The following is a 25,232-nucleotide window of genomic DNA, read 5'->3' as shown; positions in this document are numbered from 1 at the left end:
AATAATCATTAAAGTTTGACTGCAGCCATTCGTCGAATTATCTGTTGCACGGCATCTGTCTGCATATCTTTGTATAGCATTTCCTCTTCTGCCGCTTTGGCCAGTACCTGTGCATCGAGGAAAGGAAGTACGCGTGTCAGAATAATCTCTTCCACAGGTGTAAGTGCTGCGCCTTGAGAGTCGAGCAGGCGCGCAGAAACGCGATAGCCCAACTGAAATTCCCTGACACGCCCACCAATTGAAAGTGATAATATTTTCTTCTCGTTGACCGCGCTGAGGATCTGAAGTATCGCCTGAGCCTTTTCTGGTTTATTAACAACTTTAGTCTTGGTGCTGACACGAATGGCCCGTTCTATATCCAGCTTGATAGGGTGGCCAGGTGGTGCAGCGACATAAATAGTATCAAACGGAAGGGTAGAGATCTGCCCGCGCAAATGGAAACCGCAGGCAGTTATGGCGAGTATAAGACTAATAGCAAGAAAGGCACGGATTGGTTTCATGATATGGATGCTATTTATTTCTGGTATAAAACCATCATTTGAGTCTATTCGTTCATCAAAGTGTTACCTCGTTCTCTAAACGACAATATTGACCAATCTTCCTGGAACAACAATCACTTTTTTCACTGACTGTCCTGTAATGGTTTTCTGAATATGCGCATGATCCAATGCTGTGCGTTCGATTGTTGCACGATCCGCATCTTTGGCGACACGTATTTGCGCACGTAACTTACCATTGACCTGAACGACAAGCTCGATATCATCCTGCACCAGCGCCAGAGGATCAACTTTGGGCCACGGCTGATCGAGCAATTCCGTGCCTGGCTTAAGCTCACGCCAAAGTGCGTGGCAAATGTGTGGGACGATCGGTGACAGCAGCAAGACAATGTTTTCCAGTGCTTCTTGCATGAGCTGTCGTGCAGTTAAATCGGTATCCTGGAGTTTAGCCAGCTCGTTCATCAATTCCATTACAGCAGCAATTGCGGTATTGAAAGTGTGGCGACGATCGAGATCATCGGTTACTTTGGCTATCGTCTGATGAAGCTGACAACGCAACGATTTGAGTTCGGCTGGCAGTGTTTCGGCAAGGAGCTGCCCATCAGGCACACCACCTTGCTGTAAGTGGCTATAGACCGATCTCCACAGGCGTCTCAGAAAACGAAAGGCACCTTCCACACCCGTATCGGACCATTCCAGTGTCTGGGTGGGAGGGCTGGCAAACATCATGAACAATCGTGCTGTATCCGCACCATATGACTCCACTAATTCCTGTGGATCAACCCCATTATTCTTCGATTTTGACATGGTACCAATGCCACCCGATTCAACCGGTTGATTATCAGCACGCAGCACAGCACCAAATCGTTTGCTTTGTTCGTCAAACTGAATGTCAATTTCCGATGGATTAAAATAGCTAATGCGACCTGTAGCCGTTTTCCTGAAGAAGATTTCATTTAACACCATCCCCTGCGTCAGCAGGTTTGTGAAAGGTTCATCAAGGGAGACCAATCCCAGATCACGCATGACTTTACTCCAGAATCGCGAATAGAGCAGATGCAAAATGGCATGCTCTATTCCACCGATATACTGATCTACCGGTAACCAATAATTTACCCGCGCGTCAGCCATGGCGGAACCCTGATCCGGGCAGGTATAACGAATGTAATACCAGGATGAATCGACGAATGTGTCCATGGTGTCGGTTTCACGGCGGGCGGCTTGACCGCATCGAGGGCAAGCGCATTCATAAAATGACGATGATTTTGCCAGCGGGTTACCCGATCCATCTGGCACCATATCTTCCGGCAATATCACGGGAAGCTGATCGTCCGGGACGGGAACGACGCCGCAATGATCACAATGAATCAATGGAATCGGGCAGCCCCAGTAGCGCTGGCGAGAGATACCCCAATCGCGCAGGCGATAACGCATGCGTTTTTCTCCTAACCCTTTTTGTTCCAAAGCGGTTGCAATCGCATCGACTGCAGCTTGAGATTCCAGTCCTGAAAATTCCCCTGAGTTAATGGTAATGCCATATTCAACGTAAGCCTGGGTAAGCATTAAATCGATTTCACCATCTTTGGGTTCGATCACCATCTTGATTGGCAAAGCATATTGGGTGGCAAATTCGAAATCGCGCTCGTCATGCGCTGGCACGGCCATGACAGCACCTTCGCCGTAACTCATGAGTACGTAATTGGCAATCCATACCGGAAGAGGCTCTCCCGTGAGTGGATGAAGCACGAACAGCCCGGTATCCATACCTTTTTTCTCTTGGGTGGCAAGTTCTGCTTCCATGGTGACACCTTGCTTGCATTCTTCAATGAATTCGGCGAGCTTCGCATTATTCTTTGCTGCATGGAGCGCAAGGGGATGTTCAGCAGCAACTGCGACATAAGTTGCCCCCATCAAAGTATCTGCCCGCGTGGTAAACACTTTCAAATCCTGAGGTGCGCCGGATGTTTTATCAGCGGGAAAAATGATATCGACGCCGTAGCTTTTACCAATCCAGTTAGCCTGCATGGTTTTTACACGTTCAGGCCAGCCGGGTAGTTTGTCCAGATCGTTGAGCAGCTCATCGGCGTATTGGGTAATAGCCAGGTAGTAACCCGGTATCTCGCGCTTCTCTACCAGTGCACCAGTACGCCAGCCGCGCCCGTCGATGACTTGTTCATTAGCGAGTACCGTCTGATCGATCGGATCCCAGTTTACCACCTGAGTTTTCTTATAAGCGATCCCTTTTTCCAGCATGCGTAAGAATAGCCATTGATTCCATCGGTAATAGTGAGAATCACAGGTTGCAATTTCACGATTCCAGTCGATACCAAATCCTAGGCTTTTCAATTGCTTACGCATGTATGCAATGTTGTCATATGTCCATTTGGCTGGGGGGACCCCATGTTGCATGGCAGCGTTCTCAGCAGGTAATCCAAATGCATCCCAGCCCATTGGTTGTAATACGTTATATCCCTGCATACGGCGATAGCGAGACAATACATCGCCTATTGTGTAATTTCGAACATGTCCCATGTGCAGCTTACCCGATGGATAGGGAAACATCGACAAACAATAATATTTAGGCATGCCAGGGGTTTCCGTCACATTGAATGCGGCGGTTTTTTCCCAGTATTGTTGCGCGTCTTGTTCTATTTCCTGAGGATGATATTTTTCTTGCATGTAACGAATTTCCTGGCAGTAAACAAAATCACGATTATACCGTGAACAATGCGCTTGATATGCTTCAACTGCTCATGATAGCCTCTTTTTACGAATATCTATCGAGAGGGTTTTGAAATGATGGCTGAATTATACTTAAAACCATTTTATGCTTTATTGTTCGTTTTTTTTCTGACTGCATGCGCCACAACACCAACTGGCAGAACACAATTGGCTTTTATGCCAGATGCAGAGGTGGATAGCATGGGACTGCAGGCATTTCAGAATTTGAAAAATGAAAAACCTATCAGTCGCAACGTTAAGAACGATCAGTTTGTGCATTGTGTAGCCAGCGCCATTGCACAAGAAGTGGGAGGAAATTGGGAAGTTGTTGTTTTTGAGGATCCGTCGCTCAACGCATTTGCACTACCAGGTAGAAAAATTGGCGTATATACTGGTTTGATTAATCTGGTTGATAATCAAGATCAATTGGCTGCGGTCATCGGACATGAAGTCGGTCATGTTTTAGCCAGACATAGCAATGAGCGCCTGTCCCAACAATTAGGTGCCCAAGCTGGCATAGCCTTGGTTCAAGCGGTGGCAGCGCCGCAGACAGCTATGGGCCAGACTGCGATCGGTTTACTGGGGGTCGGCGCAGAGTATGGGATCATCTTGCCTTTTAGCAGATTGCATGAAAGTGAAGCCGATACGATCGGATTGGATCTCATGGCCAAAGCAGGCTTCAATCCCGCGGAAAGCATTACATTATGGTTAAAAATGGCGCAAGCAAGCCAAGGTCCGCGTCCTGTCGAATTTCTTTCGACGCATCCCTCCCATACTACGCGGATTGAGGATCTGCAAGCACGCTTACCGCAAGCGCAACAGCTCCAGCAGCAAGCTAGGGCTGCAGGCAAGAATCCGCATTGTATGAAGTGATGATTCCAGACGTTGGTAGCTTGTAGCTATCTTACTGGTATGGGTGTTGGGGAGGAAGCATATCCGGGGTAGATTCTTTCCAATTTATATTTTGAGATGATTATCTGCAAAATAACGTGGAAAGGAGGTATCATACAGGGTTAATGCCTGAGAGCTTGTGAAAAAATCAGCTGCACGTCTCGATAGCCGCGTCGGGCGATACTTACACTTCGCCTATCTTTTGATACGTGATGTAATTACGTCAAAACGTAGTTGCATTAAAACTTCGTTTTATCGAAATCCGCAGCATTTATTTTATCGAAACTTGTCAACTCGTTTTCTTGTCGCTGCGTTCTGTCTATTTTGTTCTCAGCCACGCGCTACAGTTTTTGCAAACTCTGTGGCGTGGAGATCATCTATCTGGAAATTTAGCATTTTTTTTATATTTAAGGAGATAGTAGTAAAATGTCGCAAAAACATCCCGTTATTGCCGTGACCGGTTCATCTGGTGCTGGCACATCCACGGTTAAGAATAGTTTTGAGCATATCTTTCGTCGGGAAAAACTGAATGTCACTGTCGTGGAAGGGGATAGTTTCCACCGCTACGACCGCGAAGCCATGAAAAACGCAGTTGCAGACTCAGAGAAAAGCGGCGGGCGTGCTATCAGCCATTTTGGGCCAGAAGCGAATGAATTTGAGAAACTGGAAGCCTTATTCAAAGAATATGGTGAAACTGGCTCGGGTATGACCCGCTTGTACCTTCATAATGAAGAAGAAGCTGCTCCTTACAATCAAAAGCCTGGTACCTTTACTCCTTGGAAATCAATTGGACCCGGCACCGATCTTTTGTTTTATGAGGGCTTGCATGGGGGTGTAACAAGCGATACCGCGGATGTATCAAAATATGTGGATCTCCTCGTGGGTGTCGTACCTATCGTCAATCTCGAATGGATACAGAAAATCCACCGTGACACCAGCGCGCGTGGCTATTCGGCAGAAGCCGTAACGCAGACCATTTTGCGTCGTATGCATGACTATGTACACTACATTACTCCGCAGTTCTCACGCACACATATCAATTTCCAGCGTGTTCCAACAGTCGATACCTCCAATCCTTTTATTGCGCGTGAGATTCCGTCGTTGGATGAAAGTATGGTGGTCATCCGTTTCCGTGATTACAAGAATGTGGATTTTCCGTTCTTGCTAAACATGATTCATGATTCATTCATGTCACGCCCCAATACCATGGTCGTACCAGGCGGCAAAATGGGCTTGGCAATTGAATTGATTTTGACACCCTTGATTCTGGATTTGGCTGCAAAAAGTAAACAATAATTCCTCAAATCCTGCCTGGGGAAGGTGGTGAGTTTTATGATAATTTATCATGTACCCTCAGGCAGGGTAGACTGCAACGCTGTGTTTTCTGAGTTATGATTTCCTTACTTTCTGGATTGAATCCAGAGCAACACAAAGCTGTCACATTACCGCATCAATCGGCACTGATACTGGCCGGCGCAGGAAGTGGCAAAACACGTGTGCTGACAACCCGTATCGCCTACCTGATCCATTCAGGTCAGGTTAGTCCAAACGGTATTCTCGCTGTCACGTTTACTAATAAAGCAGCCAGGGAAATGATGGTGCGTATTGCTGCTATGCTGCCTATCAATACGCGCGGAATGTGGGTCGGAACCTTTCATGGCTTGTGCCACCGTATGTTGCGCGCACATTATCAGGATGCTGGATTACCAAAGACATTTCAAATTCTCGATATAGGCGATCAGCAAGCGGTTATCAAGCGATTGCTGAAGGATCTTGCAGTGGATGAGAAAGCATTTCCACCTCGGCAGATCCAATGGTTTATCAATCATGCAAAAGAAGAGGGGTTGCGTGCGTCTCAGGTTGAAGCGCACGACAGTTTCACTCGCAAGATGCTCGAGTTTTACCACGTGTATGAAACATTGTGTATGCGGGAAGGTATCGTTGATTTTGCCGAACTCCTATTACGGTGCTACGAATTACTGACTCATAACGAGATTCTGCGTAATCATTATTGGGATCGCTTCAGCCATATTCTGGTAGATGAATTTCAGGATACCAATCGATTGCAATACCGATGGCTCAAATTACTGGCAGGTGTGGATTCACCGAAATCTGCTGTCGTATTTGCAGTAGGGGATGATGATCAAAGCATCTATGCATTCCGGGGTGCTCATACGGGGAATATGCAGGATTTGGAGCGTGATTTTGCTATTCAGAAAATTATCAAACTGGAGCAAAACTACCGTTCCCACGGTAATATTCTGGAAGCAGCAAATGCCTTGATAGAACACAATCGCGGGCGTCTTGGCAAGAACCTGTGGACTTCTGAAGGGTGTGGTGAGCCCGTGCGTGTGTATAACGCTGTGACAGATTTTGATGAAGCTGCCTTTATCGCTGATGAGATCAAAGCGCTTCATTCAGAGGGCGTTGCGCTTTCCGATATCGCTTTACTATATCGATCCAATGCCCAGTCACGTGTATTGGAACATAGTCTGTTCAATGCTTCATTATCTTATCGAGTCTATGGTGGCATGCGCTTTTTTGAACGGCAGGAGATCAAGCATGCACTTGCTTATTTGCGATTGATTGCGCATCCTGATGATGATCATGCGTTGTTACGGGTGATCAATTTCCCACCCCGTGGCATTGGTGCGCGTAGCCTGGAGCAATTGCAGGATGAGGCAAAATTACACCAATCGAGCTTATGGGCTGCAGCCCACAAAAAGTGTGGCAATGAGACAGCTGCTATTTCTGATGAAAGCAAGGTAAAAAAAGGACTTCCAAGCTTTGTTACCTTGATCATGACGATGCAGCGTGCTTGTGTCAATTTGCCGTTACCCGAGATCATCCGTTACATACTGGCCCATAGTGGATTATTGAGTTATTACGGTTTGGAGCGTGATGGCGCAGAGCGACTGGAAAATCTGAATGAATTAATCAATGCAGCGACTAGCTTTGTGCACGAAGCTGAAGATGACAGTTTGATAGCATTTCTTTCCCATGCCTCACTCGAAGGAGGTGAGCATCAGGCAGATCATCATCAGGATGCCCTGCAACTTATGACTGTTCATGCAGCCAAGGGGCTGGAATTCCATACTGTGTTTCTGAGCGGACTGGAAGAAGGGCTGTTTCCACACGAGAATAGCCGCAATGAAGTGAATGGTCTGGAAGAAGAGCGACGTTTGATGTATGTGGCGATGACACGTGCACGGCGGCGATTATATCTGAGCTTTTCGCAAAGCCGGATGCTGCATGGTCAGACGCATTACAACGTTGCTTCGCGATTTATAACTGAATTACCAGATCATTTGCTGAAATGGCTACAGCCACTATCCAAGGCTAACAACGAGTCTTTTCAATTTGTTAATGAGCAGGGAGGATTTCCCCTCAGCAGAAATTCATGGGGGCAGCCGGTTGCCAGAGGTGTGAAGCCGGAAAGATTGGCTTCGGATTCAGCAGAACAGTCATCTAAACAGTCATCTGGTTGGCGTATAGGACAGAATGTTTCGCATGCAAAGTTTGGAACTGGGGTAATTATAAACTATGAGGGTCAAGGCTCTGACATGCGAGTTCAGGTTCAATTCAATCGTGCAGGAACCAAATGGCTCCTGCTGGAATATGCCAAACTGACACCTTTGTAATGAAGATCATTTGCAGGTTTATGAGTTACCTTCTGTACCTTCTTCCTTTTCCTTTTTCTCTATAGCTTCTTTGTCGATAACTGTGGATTCAGGGTGAAAAATATCCTGATAACTGACGTAGATGGAGGCAAATACAGTAGGAATATAAATAAAGAGCCCTAATCCATAAGGCATAATGGCAAGCACACCCAGTATGATGAGCACAATGGCATAGATCTGAAAGGGAATAACATTTTTCAAACAGGCAAAAAAGCTTTTTCGTATGGCAATAAAAGGTGGCATATTCTCGAACATGACCAGTAAAGGAGCAAACCAAATTGCCATCATAAGTGGAACCGTCAGCAGCAATCCAACGATTGATGCAGACAGAATATTATCCATCACGCCCATCAGTTCATGCTCACCAAATCTTTTTCCATAGAGCAGCATGTCGACCAGTGCGTTTCCTCCTATCATCATGAACACACCGATTATCAGAACTTGACCAATCAGATAAAATCCTCCTATCGTAATCAGCGGTACTGTATTTTTTTTGAAACCGAGAAATAAATGACCAAGCTCTAATTGATCACCCTGTTCCAAACTTTTGCAGCCTACCATGATTCCAGCCATAAAAACTGGAGAAAGGAGCGTGAAAATAAATTTTCCGAGCAATGGCAGAAGCTCCAGTGTAGCGGCGATTAATATGAGTGTGAAACACAGCAATATCCAGACAAATGGGGATAAGCGAAACAAATAAAAACCACTCAGTATCCACTGCAACCCTTCTCTACCACGAACCTGTCGAGCTTCTATCAATTTGTTCTCTCCAATAAATTTTGTTAATTGATCTGAAAATTTGATAACTTGCTAGAAATATTCACTATTTTCTGGAAATATGTGAATTACAACGGATGATTTTAATAAATTATGCCTGGGAGAAGAATTTCCATTTATTCACATTTCCTTTCTGGTTATTCCATTTCCAAATCAAACCTGACTTTGTCAGCTTCATCTTGCCGTATTATTTATACTGTCTGCGGCTCGCTCTTGCGTCATGCCTGATTTGGAAATGGAATTAGGGTTAATGATCAAGATAGCACGTAAATTATTTTAGTTGATTAGTTAATCCAGATTCGCATCAATTTGGAATGATTAGTCAGATGATATTTCAAAACTTCTCTGAAATGTGTCGGATCTTTCTTATGAGTGAGCTCTCCTTCTCGAGGCAAGTAGTAATCATATAAACGCGATATCCAGAAACGTAATGCGCCGGCACGCAGCATTTGTGGCCATGCCTTCTGCTCTTCGTTGATCAGAGGTCGTATGCGGTGATATGCTGTTAATAGTGCATGTGCGCGCATCTCGTCTAATACACTATCTTCAGATATGCACCAATCATTGATTGTGATAGCAAGGTCGTACAAAAATGCATCATTACACGCAAAATAGAAATCGATAATGCCACCGATCGATGTATTAATGAATAATACATTGTCGCGAAATAGATCAGCATGGATTACTCCCTGCGGGAGAACCTCTGTTTGATGTAATGCCTGAAATTGCAATTCTTCGCTAAGTAATATTTGCTCCTCTTTCGTAAGAAACGGCATTACTTCTTTTGCTGCCGTGTTCCACCATTTTAAACCACGTGGATTGGCCATCTTTACGGGGTAAGATAAGCCAGCTAAGTGCATTCTGGCTAACATTCCCCCAATCTCGGCACATTGTTCAACAGTAGGATGTGTCACTGATTTACCAGGTAAAAAGGTAACGATACTGGCCGGTTTGTCATTCAATTCACCTAACAGTTTCTGCCCGCGCGTAGCAATTGGATTGGGACATGGAATACCTTGATATGATAAGTGAGCCATCAGATTAAGGTAGAAGGGGAGTTCTGCTGCAGTTAGTTTCTCAAACAGTGTCAGAATGTATTTGCCAAGCGTCGTTGTAACCAGATAATTGGTATTTTCTATGCCAGATGAGATACCTTGAAGATCGATCAATGTACCGAGTGGATAATCTTGGAGCCAGATTGATAGTTGTTCCTTGGTAACCGGAGTAAAGACAGACATGAGTAAACAATGGAAAAAGCGTCAATAAATAGATTTAAGCCTTACGTGGCTATTATTTTCTCATGCCGATTACGTTTATAGTTTTAAAATCTGTAAATTTCCCACATCGGAACGTTTACACCATAACCTTCAAGATCACCTCGATGTGGCTCACCCACAGGACTGCGTTTATTTAAAAGGTAGAATGGTTTGCCAATGCGAGGAATGACTTTGATCATATATAACTGACCATTGACCCGATATTCCTCTACAGTCGCTTCTTTACCTTCTTTAATTGTTACTTGCGGTTCCAGGGAGGAATCGATCCCCAGATCAGGCAGTTCTGGTCCGTTATGGGGCGCTAAATCAGGCAGCTCGGGAAGTGGTGGTTGATCAGCTGGTTTCCGGGTAGATTGTGCGGATACAGGCAACGTAAAACAAATAGCACACAAAAATAGAGTAGTCTTTATAGGTTGCATGCTGATCTCCGGCGAATGGTAGCGTTCATTCTATCTCAAACAAAGTGAATTATTACAAATTAAGCTGGATTTCCTTCTCGGCAGCTGTGGGTTCAAAGCCAGAGGTTTCATAATATTGAAAGATGGCATTGACAATCTCGGCGGGCTCATCAATGATCTGAATTAGATTCATATCTTCTGGTAAGATATAACCTTCGTGGATGAGCACTTGCTGAAACCAATCAAGCAGACCACGCCAGAAATCCGAGCACACTAAAATAATAGGCATTTTTCTTGTTTTGCCAGTCTGGACAAGTGTGAGAGCTTCCATCAGTTCGTCCAGTGTACCAAATCCTCCAGGCATGACGATATAGGCTGTCGCAAACCTGACAAACATATACTTACGGGCGAAAAAATGGCGGAATGTTTGGCTGACATCCTGATAAATATTGCGGTGTTGCTCATGAGGGAGCTGGATATTAAGGCCGACGCTGGGAGCCTTGCCATAAAAGGCGCCTTTGTTGGCTGCTTCCATGATGCCTGGGCCACCACCCGAAATGACTGAGAAACCTGCATCCGACAATTGCCGTGCAATGGCTTCAGTTAATTTATAATAAGGGTGACTTGGTTCAGTTCGTGCGCTCCCAAATATACTGACTGCTGGCTGAATAAATTCTAGTCGCTCTGCGCCTTCGACAAACTCAGACATGATTCCAAATACGCGCCATGACTCTTTTGTCGGCAAAGGTTTCTCAAGAGATATAACAGCGCTTAGTTTTTCTTCCAAGCTCATAGAGGTTCTTTTCTAGATGAAAACGCTTTTGTTAGTTGATGGTTCATCTTATTTATATCGTGCTTTTCATGCACTACCCGATTTACGCAACCGGCAAAATGAGCCAACTGGCGCAATTTACGGTGTACTTAATATGTTACGTCGCTTGCACAAGGATTACCACGCAGATTATAGCGCGTGCGTGTTTGATGCAAAAGGCAAAACTTTTCGTGATGATATTTATCCGCAATACAAAGCGCATCGTCCTTCCATGCCGGCAGATTTGTCTGAACAAATTGCGCCATTGCTCGAATGTATCGAGGCAATGGGATGGCCTTTACTGATAATTGAAGGAGTTGAAGCAGATGATGTGATCGGGACTCTTGCTAAAAAAGCGGAGCAATCAGGTATGCAATGCGTTATTTCAACGGGTGATAAAGATATCGCCCAATTGGTAAATTCTGGTATCAAACTCGTTAATACCATGAGCAATGAGATTCTGGATGAGGCGGGGGTATTGAAGAAGTTTGGCGTAATGCCTGCGCAGATACTCGATTACCTGGGGCTGGTAGGTGACAGCACGGATAATATTCCAGGGGTTGAGAAAGTGGGACCTAAAACTGCAGTGAAGTGGCTGACCCAGTACGGCAGCCTGGATAATATCATCGCGCATGCCAGTGAAATAGGTGGGGTCGTCGGAGAAAATCTGCGCAAAGCAATGCCTTGGTTAGAGATATCACGCACATTACTGACGATTAAGTGTGATGTGAATCTTTCAACTGATTGGGAAGATCTGGTGGTTAGACCGCAGAATACTCAAAAGCTGGTAACACTCTTTGAACGCCTGGACTTTAAAACCTGGTTACGTGAGCTGCAGCAGAATAAGCAATCTGGCTCTGCTCAGTCAGATCCACTAGCTGCTGCACAGCAAGAGCAAATCAGTGCAGCAGCATCCATATCCAGTGAAATCACATCAGTTGCTTATGAAACTATTCTTACGGAAGATCAGTTGAACAAATGGCTTGCGCATTGCGATACAGCACCATTGGTTTCGCTCGATACTGAAACGACTGGTTTGAATCCACTGCAGGCGCAATTGGTAGGAATTTCGTTATGTATTGAACCGGGTCAAGCAGCTTATTTGCCACTTACTCACTGTTTTCCTGGTGCGCCACAACAATTAAATATCAATTTTGTGTTGAGCAAAATGAAATCCTGGCTTGAGAATCCAGCAAAATTGAAAGTTGGGCAGAATCTGAAATACGACAAACATGTTTTTGCTAATCGTGGCATCAGTCTGAATGGTATTGCGCATGATACCTTGCTGCAATCGTATGTGCTGGAATCCCATCATCCGCACAATATGGATAGCATGGCATTGCGCCATTTAGGTGTAAAAACGATTACCTATGATGAAGTAACGGGTAAAGGTGTCAGTCGGATTGGATTTGATCAGGTCATGCTTGATGAGGCGACGCGCTATGCAGCAGAAGATGCTGATATTACGCTGCAATTGCATCAATACTTATACCCGAAGATGGCATGTCAAACACAACTCGACTATATTTATCGCCATATCGAGATGCCGTTACTCAATGTGTTATTTCAGATCGAGCGTAATGGGGTGTTGCTGGATGTGGACCTTCTCCAGGCGCTAAGCCGTGAGCTGGAAAAGCAATTACTGGCGCTGGAACAGCAGGCTTGTTTGATTGCCGGGCAAGCATTTAATTTGAATTCGACCAAACAAATCCAGGAAATTTTATTTAACCAGCTTAAATTACCGGTTATCAAGAAAACACCCAAAGGCTCACCATCGACCGATGAAGACGTTTTACAGCAACTCGCGCTCGATTATCCGCTACCTAAGATTCTGCTTGAATATCGTGGCCTGGCCAAACTTAAGTCGACTTACACGGATAAATTACCTTTAATGGTGGATAACAATACCCATCGGGTACATACCACTTATGCGCAGGCGGTTGCCGTAACCGGCAGGTTGGCTAGCAATGACCCAAATTTACAAAATATACCGGTCCGCAGGCAGGAAGGTCGACGTATTCGGGAAGCATTCATAGCACCCCCTGGTAGTCGTATTATTTCGGCGGATTATTCTCAGATTGAATTGCGCATCATGGCGCATATCTCTCAGGATAATGGGTTGCTTAAAGCATTTGCTGCCGATGAGGATATTCACCGTGCCACTGCAGCGGAAGTGTTTGGCATATCGCAGGGTCAGGTTGATCAGGAACAGCGTCGCTATGCCAAAGTAATCAATTTTGGACTCATTTATGGTATGTCTGATTATGGTCTGGCAACCCAATTAGGAATTGAGCGTAGTGCCGCGCGTATTTATATCGATCGCTATTTCGCACGTTATCCCGGGGTCGCTGAATATATGCAGAGAATCCGATTGCAGGCCAGGGAGAAAGGATATGTCGAGACTGTATTTGGTCGTCGATTATGGCTGCCGGAAATCAACAGCGCCAATCACAATCGTAAACTGGCAGCGGAGCGTGCCGCTATCAATGCACCCATGCAAGGCACTGCAGCAGATATCATTAAGCTTGCAATGATTGCTGTGCATGAATGGCTGATAAAGGAAAAAATGCACAGCAAGCTCATCATGCAGGTTCACGATGAATTAGTCTTGGAAGTACCTAATGAAGAAGTCGATATTGTAAAACATGTATTGCCAGATTTAATGGAAAATGTCAGCAAACTTAATGTGCCCCTTCGAGTCGAAGTGGGTGTGGGTAATAATTGGGAACAGGCGCATTAGTCTTTGTGAAAAAAGCCATTTTGCATTGCTTTCCCTGAGGATTCCTGTAAAAATCAAGCCACTATGAATCAAATCAAAACTTTTAGCGATCGGCGTTTACACTTATTGTCACAAATGCAGAAAGGCGCTGCCATCATTGCAACGTCTCCTGTAAGACTCAGAAATCGGGATGCTCTTTATCCCTATCGCTTCGATAGCTATTTTTATTATCTAACGGGTTTCCATGAACCTGAAGCAGTCTTGGTCATTATTTGCGAGAATGGTCAGAGAAATGCTGAACAAATACTATTCTGTCGGGAAAAAGATAAGGAAAGTGAAATCTGGGATGGTTTCCGCTATGGACCCGATGCTGCACGTGAAGCATTTGGCTTTGACGCAGCTTATCCCATAGCCAAATTGGATGAATGGATACCCAAACTACTTGAGAATCAACCCACTATCTATTCCATGTTAGGGCAAGACACAACATGGGATACGCGCCTCATCAGCTGGGTTAATCAGGTAAGAGAACGGGTACGTAGCGGCGTCTCAGCACCCCACGAAATACGTGATATTCGTCACATTTTGGATGAAATGCGCTTGTTCAAAAGTGAGGAAGAGCTCTCACTCATGCGCCATGCGGCAAAAATTTCTGCGGGAGCACATTGTCGTGCGATGCAGAAGACTAAACCTGGCATGTATGAATATGAAATCGAAGCCGAGCTATTGCATGAGTTCCGCCGGTTGGGCTCACAAGCGCCGGCTTATACGCCTATCGTGGCAGGGGGCGCCAATGCGTGTGTGTTACATTACATCGAAAATAATGCGCAGTTACAGTCTGGTGATTTGCTGCTTATCGATGCTGGTTGTGAATTTAATGGTTATGCAGCCGATATCACCCGTACATTCCCGGTAGATAGAAAGTTTACTTCGGTACAAAAAGATATTTATCAGCTCGTGCTCTTTGCTCAAATGGCAGCAATCGCGGCAGTCCAGCCAGGGAATACCTGGGATATGCCCCATCAAGCTGCTTTACAGGTGCTGGTCCAGGGATTTATTGATCTGGGGCTTTGCCAAGGTAGCGTGGATGACGTGATTCAATCAGAAGATTACAAACGTTTTTACATGCACCGTACGGGGCATTGGTTGGGACTGGATGTTCATGATGCGGGGGAATATAAACAAAATGGTCAATGGCGCTGTTTATCCCCGGGAATGACTTTGACAGTGGAGCCAGGGTGTTACATTCGTCCAGCAGATAATATTCCGCAGCATTTCTGGAATATTGGGGTACGTATCGAAGATGATGTGGCAGTGACAACTGCTGGTCATGAAGTGCTGACTATCGATGTACCTAAAACGGTGGCAGAAATAGAGGAGCTAACACAATGAACGATAATCGCAGAAAAATAATCATCAGTAGGACAATTGATTATAAGCATTCAGAGTCATCGCAGAACGGATCTGTCCCCGGTGGTTCACCTTGGCAACGCTGGTTATTTTTCTTAGCACTTCTTCCTTTATTTATTGGTGCGATGTTGCTGGGGATGGTCTTTTTTTCGATTTTTTTTGCTTTAATTGTGGTAGTGGCTGCGGCTATAGGAATAAGATTCTGGTGGCTGCGGCGCAAACTACAAAAAACTGGAAAGTTTGAGGGAGAAGAGAAGTCCATTGTAATCGAAGATGCTGAGATTATTGAAACCAGGACTAACAAGTCTGAGCACAAGTAATTTTGATTGTAAATTAAACCTGGATTCCCCAGATCATCGCTCGCTCTGACGTAGCATTAACGAATATAATAACCTTTCCTATAAATTTCATTTTTACCTTCTGAGTGTTTCCGCTTTGGTAAGGATTGCGCGATTTTGCAAGCCCATGACTGCGGTTGCAACTCTTTGGAATGGAACGATCATTCCGTGTCATTGCGCCTTGCCCTGCACTCGCAAAACCACACACTTCATTCTGCCCAACTGAGGGATATAGGAATATAGCTTAAAACAAGCTTTGTCGATTTCTTCTCGTCATACTGCTTATCCTGTCTGCGCTTTACTAAAGCAACCCCCCGGCAAGGCCGGGGGTTTTTGACTAGAAACCAGTCTTTTAAAAAACAGGGTTAACTTTTTTCAACATAGTAGGGTGGTTGCTTTATTTTGATCTTTTCTTATGCTTGCTCAGCCTTGGCTTCAGGTATGGTGACGCTTTCTGCTGCAGGTTGCTCTTCAGCTGCAACTTCCACTTTGTGACCAGAAGGGTTGGTAAATTGATCGTTCAATGATTGGATATAGTCATTGGCTTCGCTTTTCACCTGAGCAAGAATATTTTGATTTGAGTTATTCCAACCGGCAGGTTTTTGTAAAAACATGGGTCGATAAGCCGCTGTACTCTTGATGAATGCCTGGGTGTATTGCTTGCAGGCAGTGTGATCATGACCAAATTCTGCAGGGAGTTTTTTGATCATATTGTCTGCTACCTTACTGCGAATGGTGAAATGAATATAGCCCATCACACCCGCTATTATGCCAAGACCAACAAGTGATGATGTTTCACAGGCCATAATATTTTCAGCAAATATTTTCAAGAGATTCCAACTATCAGTTAACCAAAAAGCAACGCCACTTAAAATCAGCAAGGTACTGAATAGGATACTATCAAACAAAATTACTCGTTTTTTCCAGTTTTGGAGCATGCCGGTAAGTTTGTGGATAACCTGGTTGCCGATGGTTTCAGCCGTTTGTTCAAGCATGCCGGCTATACGATAGGATCGTTCAACTTCAATTTGCTGCATACGCGTATTGAGCTCCGCCATATCTTCTTCACGTTTATTCTCATAACGTTCCCGGATGAGTGGATCTTCAATCGGCGTAGCGGCTTCAGGATTATAAATCCGGTAAAACTTGCCAGCAAATAAACCTGCTTGCGCCAAGGAACGCTGCCAGGCAGAGACGACTTCTTCAGGATTGTCTTCTTTCGCGGTCACATCCATTTGATTAAGGATATAAACGAATTTATTGGCGTCAGCGCGATTAATGGTGCCTGCTACCAGATATTCCAAAGTATCTTTCATGGCGCCTGGCTCGGGGTGGCGTGCATCAAAAAATACAAGCACCAGATCGGATAAATCAATGATATGCTGCGTCAGACGTAAAGTGGCGTTACGTTGACTATCCGCATCAAATCCAGGAGAGTCAATCAAAATCTTGCCACGGATTTTTTCAGAAGGACACGTTTTTAGCTGGATGTAAGCATCAATGCGCTGAGGACCGGCTTCTGAAATCTCTGCGATACTTCGACTGATTTGGTAAAAAGGGAAACGCGGATCAGCATCCAATGCTACGCCCGGTAACGTTTTAACTTCATCGTGGCTACTGTAGCAAATAACCGTAAATTTATCATCGACTGCTTGATTACCCGTGCGTTGCAAATGCAGGCCCAGGTAAGAATTGATAAAAGTTGATTTGCCAGCTGAGAATGTTCCCAGTACCGCAATCATCGGCCACCAGGTGACATAGGTTGCGTAAGATTCGTTTCTATCCAGTAAACCGATATTCTGGGCTACGTGATCTAGTTTGCGAAAACTGTGAACTGCCTTAGCCAATACCGGATTATCCGGATGTTCTTCGGCAAGATGTTTTTCGAGGCTTTTAAGACGCTTGGAAATATTTGTTGAGCTTTGTGCCATAACAGTCCCTATTTGATTCGTTAAATAACAAAGAGTCTAATTAATTAATTATTATAACGTTTAATCCGACTTTGATTTTATTCTATAGTGTCTCTCATGCCTTTACAATCAGGCAAAAAATAGTAAAGCTCTGCACCAAAACTTTATCTTATCTCAGCAAGCAATCTATCCATCATTTGCTCTGCCTGGCGCAGGTATCCACTTCCAAACAGATTCAGATGATTTAAAACATGGTAAAGATTGTAAAGTGTTTTGCGAGTACGGTAGCCCACCTCAAGCGGATAGGCGTCTTGATAGCTCGCGTAGAACTGGGGCGGGAATCCCCCGAAAAGCTCAGTCATCGCAAGATCAGCTTCTCGATCTCCATAGTATACGGCAGGATCAAATAGTACAGGTTGTCCTGTCGAATCAAACGAGTAATTGCCACTCCATAGATCACCATGCAATAGGCATGCGTTGATACGTGATCCAGTAAAGAACACGTCCAGATCGGCTATAAGCCGCTCACCCTGGGTTTGTAGTTTGCCTTTATAGTCGTTTATCTGAGCAAGCTGGAGTTGATATCCTAACCGATTATGACGCCAGAAATGAATCCAATCAGAAGAACGGTCATTTTTCTGTAAAGTTGAACCAATTGTATTATTACGAAACCACCCGAACTGGTCAGAGAAAGTACGATGCATACTGGCCAGTCCTGTACCTAATGCTTCCGCATGTTGATTGGGTGTATGCCTTAAGTCCAGGTATTCCAGCACCAGCCAGGCACTGAAATCATTACGACCCCAGCACTTGGGTTCAGGAACGCGCAAGGTATGAGAATTTTGTATTTCTTTAAGACCAGCCGCTTCTGCCTCAAACATTGGCAGATTGCTTGCTTTGTTCAGTTTGACAAAATAGTGCTGCTCATTACCTTGAATATGGTAAGTCTCGTTGATACATCCGCCGCCAACAGCATTGATCTTTTCCAGAACAAAATGAGTATTCAAAGAACTACAGATTTGTTCTGCGATCTCTAGCCAGGGAGACTGGGAAGATAAGTTACTGGATGATCGAATCATGATTTAACCTAAATACCGCAATTGGACGGGGTGGAGCGTGTGGTGATCCAGATGCGAGGCAAGGCACGATGAAGCCACAGGGCCATCCCCTGCAACGAAGAGCAACGCCGCATTCGCGCCTGAAGCGACATATGATACACCTTGTAGCGGCTCCACCATTCTGGTGAATGAGAAAATTTCGAAAATGCTGCTATATGTCATGGGCTTAGCTCTCCAATCAAGCAGTCAATTGCAGTTTTAAGTTCAATGATTAGATAAATCTTTTCTGGCCTGCATAATCGCTGCACGGACCTGCGCTGGTGCTGTTCCACCAGGGTGGTTGCGGCTTTTCATTGAGCCTTCAAGTGTTAAAATCGAAAAAATATCCTGCTCGATGATAGATGAGAACTGCTTCAATTCAGACAGCGAAAGTTCGCTTAAATCACAGCTTTTATTTTCAGCAAAACGAACCGTTTTAGCGACGATTTCATGGGCATCACGGAAGGGGAGACCCTTTTTGACCAGATAGTCTGCCAAATCGGTTGCTGTGGCATAGCCCCGCATTGCCGCGTTACGCATGACGTCATTATTTACGGTTATGCCAGGAAGCATATCCGTATAAATACGGAGTGTATCTACCAAGGTATCAACAGTATCAAATAGTGGCTCTTTGTCTTCCTGATTATCCTTGTTGTAGGCAAGTGGCTGGGATTTCATCAGCGTCAGCAATGCAACCAGATGACCATTAATACGCCCTGTTTTTCCCCTGACCAGTTCAGGTACATCAGGATTTTTCTTTTGCGGCATAATGGATGAACCTGTACAGAAACGATCTGCCAGTTGAATAAAATTGAAGGCAGAACTCATCCAGATAATCAGTTCTTCAGAAAAGCGCGAAAGATGGGTCATGATCAATGCTGCGCAGGTACAAAATTCAATTGCAAAATCACGATCCGATACGGCATCGAGCGAGTTTAGGCAAATACCATCAAAACCAAGCGTTTGTGCGACCATTTCACGATCGATGGGATAACTGGTTCCAGCTAGTGCCGCTGCCCCCAGAGGTAATTTATTGACACGTTTGCGACAGTCTAGCAATCTGGCGACATCTCTGCAGAGCATTTCATAATAAGCCATCAGATGATGACCAAATGAAACAGGTTGAGCCACCTGGAGATGGGTAAAACCAGGCATCACTGTCTCTATATGTTGCTCAGCCAAATCCAGAAGAGCCCGTTGCATGGATTGGATAAGATTGACGATCTCATCAATCGAAGCCCGCAGATAAAGCCGGATATCAGTAGCTACCTGATCATTGCGGGAGCGGGCAGTATGTAATCTTTTCCCTGCATCACCAATCAATGCTGTCAGACGTTTCTCGATATTAAGGTGAACATCTTCTAATTCGATTTGCCACTCAAAGATATTATTGCGAATTTCTTCAAGAATCTGACTGAGTCCCTGTTCGATAGCAGTCAGATCAGCTGGGCTGATTACACCCACCGCTGAAAGCATTCGTGCATGTGCCAGGGATCCTTGTATATCGTATTCAGCCAATCGTTTATCAAAATTTACTGAGGCGGTATATCGCTGAACCAATTGAGAAACAGGTTCATTGAATCGCCCTGACCAGGTTTTGGCATTATTTTCCACTGCGGTTTTCTTCTCCATTTAGAATGAGTTTATTGAGTTGGTAAAGTTTAAGTTTAACCCGGATATTTCGCCAGGACGCGGGATGACGGTGAGGAGATTTGCGAGCAGATTTACGTATCCCGCACCAAGCTATTATCTACGACTATTGGCGTGAAGTAGGGACGGAAAAGATGCCACAAATCTCCTATCAGTGCCTGCGAAGGCCAGTGAGTGCAAGTTGGATTTGTATAAAACTGTCCGAGAACGCTCATTCATCAACTTTTGCCTTATAGTAGAGGTCGATTTGGTGAAATATCCGGGTTAAGGAGAGCATATTTTACTTCTTGCAACATACTTTACCCATCCATACAAAATATTATGAACTTTTCTTTTCCTTCAATCCGGAATAGTGGATAATTGGAGCTTTTCTTTCCTGTCACATCAACAAGGAGCTATTTCATGACAGATCAGTACAAACAAAATGAAGGCGATCAAAGCGAAAAAAGCAAAATTGAGTGGGCTAAACCCGCTTCACTTATGAACGTATTGAGTGAAAAATTTGCCCCCATTGCCAAAATCCAGCATATGCAATTACCGGCATGGTCGCTTTTTGTTTTTTTGGGGATTTTATTATTGGTTATTGCATGGAAATATATTGCGGTTAGTCAAGCTGAATCCCGCGTGGAGAAAGAGCGTGCTGAAATCGCCCAAGCTCTTGAAACAGAGCGTTCAATATTGATTAGAAAGGCACGTGAATATGCTGATAGTCAATATGTCAAAGAAGAAGAACGTTTTGGCCAGGTTTTGTCATGGGCAGTACGAGGCGAATTAATCCGCAATAACCTAGATCAGGTCAGCCAATATCTGAATGAACTGGTTAAAATGAAAGATACAGAACGCGTTGTTTTGATCAGTGATGATGGCAAATTGCTTGTTTCAACAGATAAAAAGCTGGAAGAAGCAGAAGGGAAAGAACTCTATCCTGCTGAGGTACTTCAAAAACGAAAAATTACCATGATATCGGATGTTAATGGTAAGAAATTGCTGGTTATTCCAGTTATGGGGCTGAATTCTCGCTTAGCTACAGTGGTTGTTAGCTACAAGCAATCTGCGTTAGCTGGCAGCTAATTTTTACTTCAAATTCTTATAATCCAACCCCAGTAATGATTTACTGGGGTTTTTTTATTTTAGTTTATGCGTGCTATCTGTGCCCCCAGTTGCGCTAATTTTTGCTCGATACGCTCATAACCACGATCAAGATGGTAAATACGATCAATGATTGTTTCACCCTGCGCGATCAATCCTGCTATAACCAAGCTTGCTGACGCACGTAGATCAGTAGCCATAACACCTGCCCCATCAAGCCTTGGTATGCCATGCACAATGGCAGTATTGCCTTCTACCGTGATCTCAGCATTCATGCGTTTCAATTCCTGAACATGCATGAAGCGATTTTCAAAAATTGTCTCAGTGATGATGGCAGTGCCATTAGCTACGCTATTGAGCGCCATGAACTGGGCTTGCATATCCGTTGGGAAAGCAGGGTAGGGAGCCGTTCGCAAGCTCACTGACTTGGGTGGCAGGTTCATAGTGAGATGAATCCAGTTTTTTCCTGAATTGATGATGGCACCTGCTTCCAGCAGTTTATCGATGACTGCGTCCAGCGTACCTGCTTGAGCTCCTTTAAGATGAATTTCGCCGCCACTGGCAGTGACTGCAGTCAGGAAGGTTCCTGTTTCAATACGATCAGGCATCACATCATGCGTGCAACCATGCAATGCCTTGACACCTTGAATAGTAATGACATCTGTTCCCGCCCCCTCAATTTTTGCCCCCATTTTAATCAGGCACTGTGCCAGATCGATAATCTCGGGCTCCCGTGCAGCGTTTTCCAATATCGTCAAACCAGAAGCGAGGCAAGCTGCCATCATGAGATTCTCGGTACCGGTCACAGTGACGATATCCATCACAATCCGTGTTCCAATTAACTTTTTAGCTTTGGCATGAATATAACCATGTTCGATTATGATTTCTGCACCCATGGCTTGGAGACCTTTGATATGCTGGTCTACAGGGCGCAGGCCGATGGCACAGCCCCCAGGCAAGGAAATGATGGCTTCACCCTTATGGGCAAGTAGCGGTCCAAGTACCAGTATGGCAGCACGCATGGTTTTGACCATTTCATAAGGGGCGGTTGGATTGGTAAGATCGGCAGCAGATAACTCCATTTCTGACTGATCGTTTGTTAAGATAGTTACGCCCATTTGTTTCAACAAGTTCAGCATGGTCGTGACATCTTTGAGATCAGGGACATTTCTGAGAGTGAGTGTGTCATTTGTCAACAATGAGGCGCACAGCGCTGGTAATGCTGCATTTTTTGCGCCAGAAATGCTGATTTCACCAGAAAGTGGTTTACCACCATAAATAACGAGTTTTTGCATGGATTTGTTCGAGGAATCAGAATTGCGGTAAAAAAAGTTGATTTATTGGAATATACCTAAGCGCTTAAACAAAAAAACATTAACTGAAGTTATATTATTTTAATATTTGAGGAGATAGAATGAATAAACAAATTATCCAGACGACTGATGCCCCGCAAGCTATTGGCACTTATTCGCAGGCAATACGAGTGAGTGGAGGTGAGGCAGTCTATCTTTCTGGCCAAATTGGACTGGATCCATCGACTATGCAAATGGTAGAAGGCATCGAATCACAAATCGTGCGTGTCATACTCAATATGAAAGCAGTGGCAGTGGCAAGCGGTGGCAGTCTGGCTGATATCGTCAAATTAAACGTTTATTTAACGGATCTTGCCAATTTTACCAAGGTTAATGAAATCATGGCCAATCATTTTAGCCAGCCCTATCCTGCGCGAGCAGCGATTGGTGTGGCAGCTCTTCCACGTGGCGCACTGGTTGAAATGGATGCCGTGATGGTACTGCCTAAATAGTAAGGCAATAGTGCAATTATCCAGGTGGAAATGTAATAACGAAGGACAATCAAGCGACTCACTTGAACGCGCTCAAAAGCAATCCCTTTTCTTGTATCAATCCCCAACTGCAGCAAAAGCTGGTCAAATTGGGTATTCGCAATGAATTAGAACTGATTTTGCATTTACCGCTTCGTTATGAAGATGAGACACGGCTTTACCCCATCAGGGATATCCCTGGTGGTAAGACTGGTCAGGTCGAGGGAGTTATCGTTCATAGCGAAATCATCACGCGTCCGAGACGGCAATTGGTATGCCAGATAAAGGATTCCACTGGAGTCCTTTATCTCCGCTTCCTTCATTTTTATCCAAGCCAAGTGAAAGCTTATTCGATAGGGGCTCGGATAAGAGTGTTGGGCGAAGCACGCACCGGTTTCTTTGGCCTGGAAATGATTCATCCCAAGTGCCGGATCGTGCGTGAGAAATCGCCGCTCGCTGACACCTTGACGCCTGTTTACCCAATAACAGCGGGCATTGCACAAACAACCATTACCAAACTGATTCAACAAGCGCTCAGTAATAATCATAGCAGCGAATACATGGCGGAAACGCTGCCGGAAACAATATTGATGCAGTATCGTCTGTCAGGATTTAGAGAAAGCATCTGTCTTTTGCATCAACCCCTACCCGATGTCGCCATCGGTTTATTGCAATCTCGCACCCATCCGGCCTGGCGTCGAATCAAGTTCGACGAGCTATTGGCGCAGCAATTATCCATGCGCATGCATTATCGTCAGCGACGAAGTTACCAAGCACCTGCTTTACAGGAGAAAAACCATTTAACCCAAGCACTGCTTGCATCGCTTGCTTTTGATCTGACTGATGCACAGAAAAAAGTACTTGTTGAAATCAAGCGAGATCTTTCAGCTGAAAACCCCATGCAACGCCTGTTACAAGGTGATGTGGGCAGTGGCAAAACGATTGTGGCTGCGCTGGCAGCGTTACAAGCAATCGAAAATGACTATCAAGTCGCTATTATGGCGCCAACCGAGATTCTTGCTGAACAGCATTATCAAAAATTTTTGTCTTGGCTTGCTCCGCTTGGTGTCACAGTGTCATGGTTATCCGGTAGCCAGAAAAAGAAACAGCGTGATCATGAGCTGACAGAAATCGCAGCAGGTAATGCTATGCTGGCTATCGGCACACATGCCTTGTTTCAGGACCAAGTCCAGTTTTTCCGATTGGGGTTAGTGATAGTCGATGAGCAACACCGATTCGGTGTGCATCAACGCCTGGCCTTGCGGCACAAGGGGAGTGAATCCAACTGGTTGCCGCACCAATTGATGATGAGCGCAACTCCAATCCCGCGTACGCTTTCGATGAGCTATTATGCTGATTTGGATGTGTCGGTCATTGATCGATTACCACCGGGCAGATCACCGGTTATCACCAAACTGATCGATGAAAGCCGGCGCAATGAAGTCATTGCGCGGGTACGGGAAGCATGTCATGCAGGAAAGCAGGCCTATTGGGTCTGCCCGCTGATTGAAGAGTCCGAAGCATTGCAGCTTAATACAGCAGTCGAAACCTATGAGGTACTGAGCCAGACTTTTCCTGAGTTAAAGATCAGTCTGATACATGGCCGATTGAATGCGCAGGTTAAATCAGCCATCATGACCGCTTTCAGTCAAGGAGAGGTTCAGTTATTGGTTGCCACTACCGTGATCGAAGTGGGAGTGGATGTGCCGAATGCTTCATTGATGGTGATTGAGCATGCAGAGCGTATGGGCTTATCACAGCTTCATCAACTGCGTGGTCGTATTGGCCGTGGCAGTGAAGCGGGAATATGTGTGTTGCTATATCAGAAACCATTGTCTCAAATTGCGCGCGAACGGCTGCGCATCATTTTCGAGCATAGCGATGGTTTTGAAATTGCACGGCAGGATCTCAAACTGCGGGGTCCAGGAGAATTCCTGGGCACACGTCAGAGCGGCATTCCGATGCTGCGCTTTGCTGATCTGCAACAGGATATGGATTTACTCGAAGCAGCAAGGGCCGTAGCAGAAACCTTGTTGTGTGACTATCCAGAAGCAGCCCAGCGTCATCTTCAGCGCTGGTTGGGGGAGAAAAAGGAGTATCTGCGGGTATGAGAGTAAAGTATGCCTCCTGCTTATCGGCATATTA

General features: G+C 45.0%; 20 protein-coding genes. 9 read left to right on the top strand and 11 right to left on the bottom strand.

Annotation, left to right across the window (positions count from 1 at the left end):
* Positions 1-8: 8 nt before the first annotated feature.
* Both lptE and leuS read right to left on the bottom strand, forming a co-directional pair.
* On the bottom strand, positions 9-500 hold the full coding sequence (gene lptE / locus BLV54_RS01950; protein WP_090566990.1) for an LPS-assembly lipoprotein LptE: 492 nt from the start codon (positions 498-500) through the stop codon (positions 9-11).
* A 75-nt stretch (positions 501-575) separates the two neighbouring features.
* Positions 576-3,176 carry a leucine--tRNA ligase gene (leuS, locus tag BLV54_RS01945; protein WP_090566987.1) on the bottom strand — a complete coding sequence of 867 codons (2,601 nt, stop codon included), beginning with the start codon at positions 3,174-3,176 and terminating at the stop codon, positions 576-578.
* Between the two features lie 117 nt (positions 3,177-3,293).
* On the opposite strand from leuS, the gene BLV54_RS01940 reads away from it, so the two are divergent.
* From BLV54_RS01940 to BLV54_RS01930, 3 genes are all read left to right on the top strand, one after another.
* Positions 3,294-4,091, top strand: a complete 798-nt coding sequence (locus BLV54_RS01940) for a M48 family metallopeptidase (protein ID WP_256329040.1) — start codon at positions 3,294-3,296, stop codon at positions 4,089-4,091.
* Positions 4,092-4,535: 444 nt separating this feature from the next.
* Positions 4,536-5,405, top strand: coding sequence for a phosphoribulokinase (locus BLV54_RS01935; protein ID WP_090566984.1), 870 nt, complete (start codon positions 4,536-4,538; stop codon positions 5,403-5,405).
* A 95-nt stretch (positions 5,406-5,500) separates the two neighbouring features.
* A complete protein-coding gene (locus BLV54_RS01930) occupies positions 5,501-7,750 on the top strand; it encodes a UvrD-helicase domain-containing protein (RefSeq protein ID WP_090566981.1) in 2,250 nt (749 codons plus the stop codon).
* Between the two features lie 18 nt (positions 7,751-7,768).
* On the opposite strand, the gene BLV54_RS01925 is transcribed toward BLV54_RS01930, so the two are convergent.
* From BLV54_RS01925 to BLV54_RS01910, 4 genes are all read right to left on the bottom strand, one after another.
* Positions 7,769-8,548, bottom strand: coding sequence for a BPSS1780 family membrane protein (locus BLV54_RS01925; RefSeq protein ID WP_176969640.1), 780 nt, complete (start codon positions 8,546-8,548; stop codon positions 7,769-7,771).
* 302 nt (positions 8,549-8,850) lie between these two features.
* A complete protein-coding gene (locus BLV54_RS01920; protein ID WP_090566978.1) occupies positions 8,851-9,804 on the bottom strand; it encodes a homoserine kinase in 954 nt (317 codons plus the stop codon).
* An 83-nt stretch (positions 9,805-9,887) separates the two neighbouring features.
* On the bottom strand, positions 9,888-10,262 hold the full coding sequence (locus tag BLV54_RS01915) for a DUF2782 domain-containing protein (RefSeq protein ID WP_090566975.1): 375 nt from the start codon (positions 10,260-10,262) through the stop codon (positions 9,888-9,890).
* A 52-nt stretch (positions 10,263-10,314) separates the two neighbouring features.
* Positions 10,315-11,034 carry an LOG family protein gene (locus BLV54_RS01910; protein WP_090566970.1) on the bottom strand — a complete coding sequence of 240 codons (720 nt, stop codon included), beginning with the start codon at positions 11,032-11,034 and terminating at the stop codon, positions 10,315-10,317.
* Between the two features lie 16 nt (positions 11,035-11,050).
* Between BLV54_RS01910 and polA the strand changes: the two genes are divergently transcribed.
* The 3 genes from polA (at position 11,051) to BLV54_RS01895 (ending at position 15,501) form a co-directional block, all read left to right on the top strand.
* Entirely contained in the window at positions 11,051-13,792 is a 2,742-nt protein-coding gene (gene polA, locus BLV54_RS01905) for a DNA polymerase I (RefSeq protein WP_090566968.1), read from the top strand.
* Positions 13,793-13,855: 63 nt separating this feature from the next.
* Complete coding sequence (gene pepP / locus BLV54_RS01900) at positions 13,856-15,163, top strand: Xaa-Pro aminopeptidase (protein ID WP_090566965.1); 1,308 nt, start codon at positions 13,856-13,858, stop codon at positions 15,161-15,163.
* Positions 15,160-15,501 (top strand): hypothetical protein, encoded by a 342-nt coding sequence (locus BLV54_RS01895; RefSeq protein WP_090566962.1) that lies wholly within the window; start codon positions 15,160-15,162, stop codon positions 15,499-15,501. The genes pepP and BLV54_RS01895 overlap by 4 nt, the downstream gene beginning before the upstream one ends.
* A 431-nt stretch (positions 15,502-15,932) precedes the next feature.
* On the opposite strand, the gene BLV54_RS01890 is transcribed toward BLV54_RS01895, so the two are convergent.
* The 4 genes from BLV54_RS01890 to argH form a co-directional block, all read right to left on the bottom strand.
* Positions 15,933-17,450 carry a dynamin family protein gene (locus BLV54_RS01890; protein ID WP_090566959.1) on the bottom strand — a complete coding sequence of 506 codons (1,518 nt, stop codon included), beginning with the start codon at positions 17,448-17,450 and terminating at the stop codon, positions 15,933-15,935.
* 143 nt (positions 17,451-17,593) lie between these two features.
* On the bottom strand, positions 17,594-18,508 hold the full coding sequence (locus BLV54_RS01885) for a fructosamine kinase family protein (protein WP_090566955.1): 915 nt from the start codon (positions 18,506-18,508) through the stop codon (positions 17,594-17,596).
* A gap of 3 nt (positions 18,509-18,511) precedes the next feature.
* Positions 18,512-18,709, bottom strand: coding sequence for a hypothetical protein (locus BLV54_RS01880; RefSeq protein WP_090566952.1), 198 nt, complete (start codon positions 18,707-18,709; stop codon positions 18,512-18,514).
* 42 nt (positions 18,710-18,751) lie between these two features.
* The gene (argH, locus tag BLV54_RS01875) at positions 18,752-20,158 is read right to left on the bottom strand and encodes an argininosuccinate lyase (RefSeq protein ID WP_090566949.1); all 1,407 of its coding nucleotides are present in this window, start codon (positions 20,156-20,158) and stop codon (positions 18,752-18,754) included.
* 420 nt (positions 20,159-20,578) lie between these two features.
* Between argH and BLV54_RS01870 the strand changes: the two genes are divergently transcribed.
* Entirely contained in the window at positions 20,579-21,247 is a 669-nt protein-coding gene (locus tag BLV54_RS01870) for a hypothetical protein (protein WP_090566946.1), read from the top strand.
* 59 nt (positions 21,248-21,306) lie between these two features.
* On the opposite strand, the gene murA is transcribed toward BLV54_RS01870, so the two are convergent.
* Positions 21,307-22,560 carry a UDP-N-acetylglucosamine 1-carboxyvinyltransferase gene (murA, locus tag BLV54_RS01865; RefSeq protein ID WP_090566943.1) on the bottom strand — a complete coding sequence of 418 codons (1,254 nt, stop codon included), beginning with the start codon at positions 22,558-22,560 and terminating at the stop codon, positions 21,307-21,309.
* 119 nt (positions 22,561-22,679) lie between these two features.
* Between murA and BLV54_RS01860 the strand changes: the two genes are divergently transcribed.
* Positions 22,680-23,069, top strand: coding sequence for a Rid family detoxifying hydrolase (locus BLV54_RS01860; RefSeq protein WP_090566940.1), 390 nt, complete (start codon positions 22,680-22,682; stop codon positions 23,067-23,069).
* Between the two features lie 62 nt (positions 23,070-23,131).
* On the top strand, positions 23,132-25,198 hold the full coding sequence (gene recG, locus BLV54_RS01855; RefSeq protein ID WP_090566937.1) for an ATP-dependent DNA helicase RecG: 2,067 nt from the start codon (positions 23,132-23,134) through the stop codon (positions 25,196-25,198).
* Positions 25,199-25,232: the final 34 nt, after the last annotated feature.

The sequence above is a fragment of the Nitrosomonas sp. Nm33 genome, assembly GCF_900107265.1.
Lineage (GTDB): Bacteria > Pseudomonadota > Gammaproteobacteria > Burkholderiales > Nitrosomonadaceae > Nitrosomonas.
This window is presented reverse-complemented; position numbering and strand designations above follow the sequence as displayed.

Bases quoted from the DNA above. Each gene is read 5' to 3' on its own strand.
- lptE (WP_090566990.1), bottom strand. From the start codon at position 500: ATGAAACCAATCCGTGCCTTTCTTGCTATTAGTCTTATACTCGCCATA.
- pepP (WP_090566965.1), top strand. From the start codon at position 13,856: ATGAATCAAATCAAAACTTTTAGCGATCGGCGTTTACACTTATTGTCA.
- BLV54_RS01935 (WP_090566984.1), top strand. From the start codon at position 4,536: ATGTCGCAAAAACATCCCGTTATTGCCGTGACCGGTTCATCTGGTGCT.
- BLV54_RS01895 (WP_090566962.1), top strand. From the start codon at position 15,160: ATGAACGATAATCGCAGAAAAATAATCATCAGTAGGACAATTGATTAT.
- BLV54_RS01915 (WP_090566975.1), bottom strand. From the start codon at position 10,262: ATGCAACCTATAAAGACTACTCTATTTTTGTGTGCTATTTGTTTTACG.
- BLV54_RS01870 (WP_090566946.1), top strand. From the start codon at position 20,579: ATGACAGATCAGTACAAACAAAATGAAGGCGATCAAAGCGAAAAAAGC.
- BLV54_RS01890 (WP_090566959.1), bottom strand. From the start codon at position 17,450: ATGGCACAAAGCTCAACAAATATTTCCAAGCGTCTTAAAAGCCTCGAA.
- BLV54_RS01885 (WP_090566955.1), bottom strand. From the start codon at position 18,508: ATGATTCGATCATCCAGTAACTTATCTTCCCAGTCTCCCTGGCTAGAG.
- murA (WP_090566943.1), bottom strand. From the start codon at position 22,560: ATGCAAAAACTCGTTATTTATGGTGGTAAACCACTTTCTGGTGAAATC.
- BLV54_RS01910 (WP_090566970.1), bottom strand. From the start codon at position 11,034: ATGAGCTTGGAAGAAAAACTAAGCGCTGTTATATCTCTTGAGAAACCT.
- polA (WP_090566968.1), top strand. From the start codon at position 11,051: ATGAAAACGCTTTTGTTAGTTGATGGTTCATCTTATTTATATCGTGCT.
- argH (WP_090566949.1), bottom strand. From the start codon at position 20,158: ATGGAGAAGAAAACCGCAGTGGAAAATAATGCCAAAACCTGGTCAGGG.
- leuS (WP_090566987.1), bottom strand. From the start codon at position 3,176: ATGCAAGAAAAATATCATCCTCAGGAAATAGAACAAGACGCGCAACAA.
- BLV54_RS01930 (WP_090566981.1), top strand. From the start codon at position 5,501: ATGATTTCCTTACTTTCTGGATTGAATCCAGAGCAACACAAAGCTGTC.
- BLV54_RS01880 (WP_090566952.1), bottom strand. From the start codon at position 18,709: ATGACATATAGCAGCATTTTCGAAATTTTCTCATTCACCAGAATGGTG.
- BLV54_RS01860 (WP_090566940.1), top strand. From the start codon at position 22,680: ATGAATAAACAAATTATCCAGACGACTGATGCCCCGCAAGCTATTGGC.
- BLV54_RS01920 (WP_090566978.1), bottom strand. From the start codon at position 9,804: ATGTCTGTCTTTACTCCGGTTACCAAGGAACAACTATCAATCTGGCTC.
- BLV54_RS01940 (WP_256329040.1), top strand. From the start codon at position 3,294: ATGATGGCTGAATTATACTTAAAACCATTTTATGCTTTATTGTTCGTT.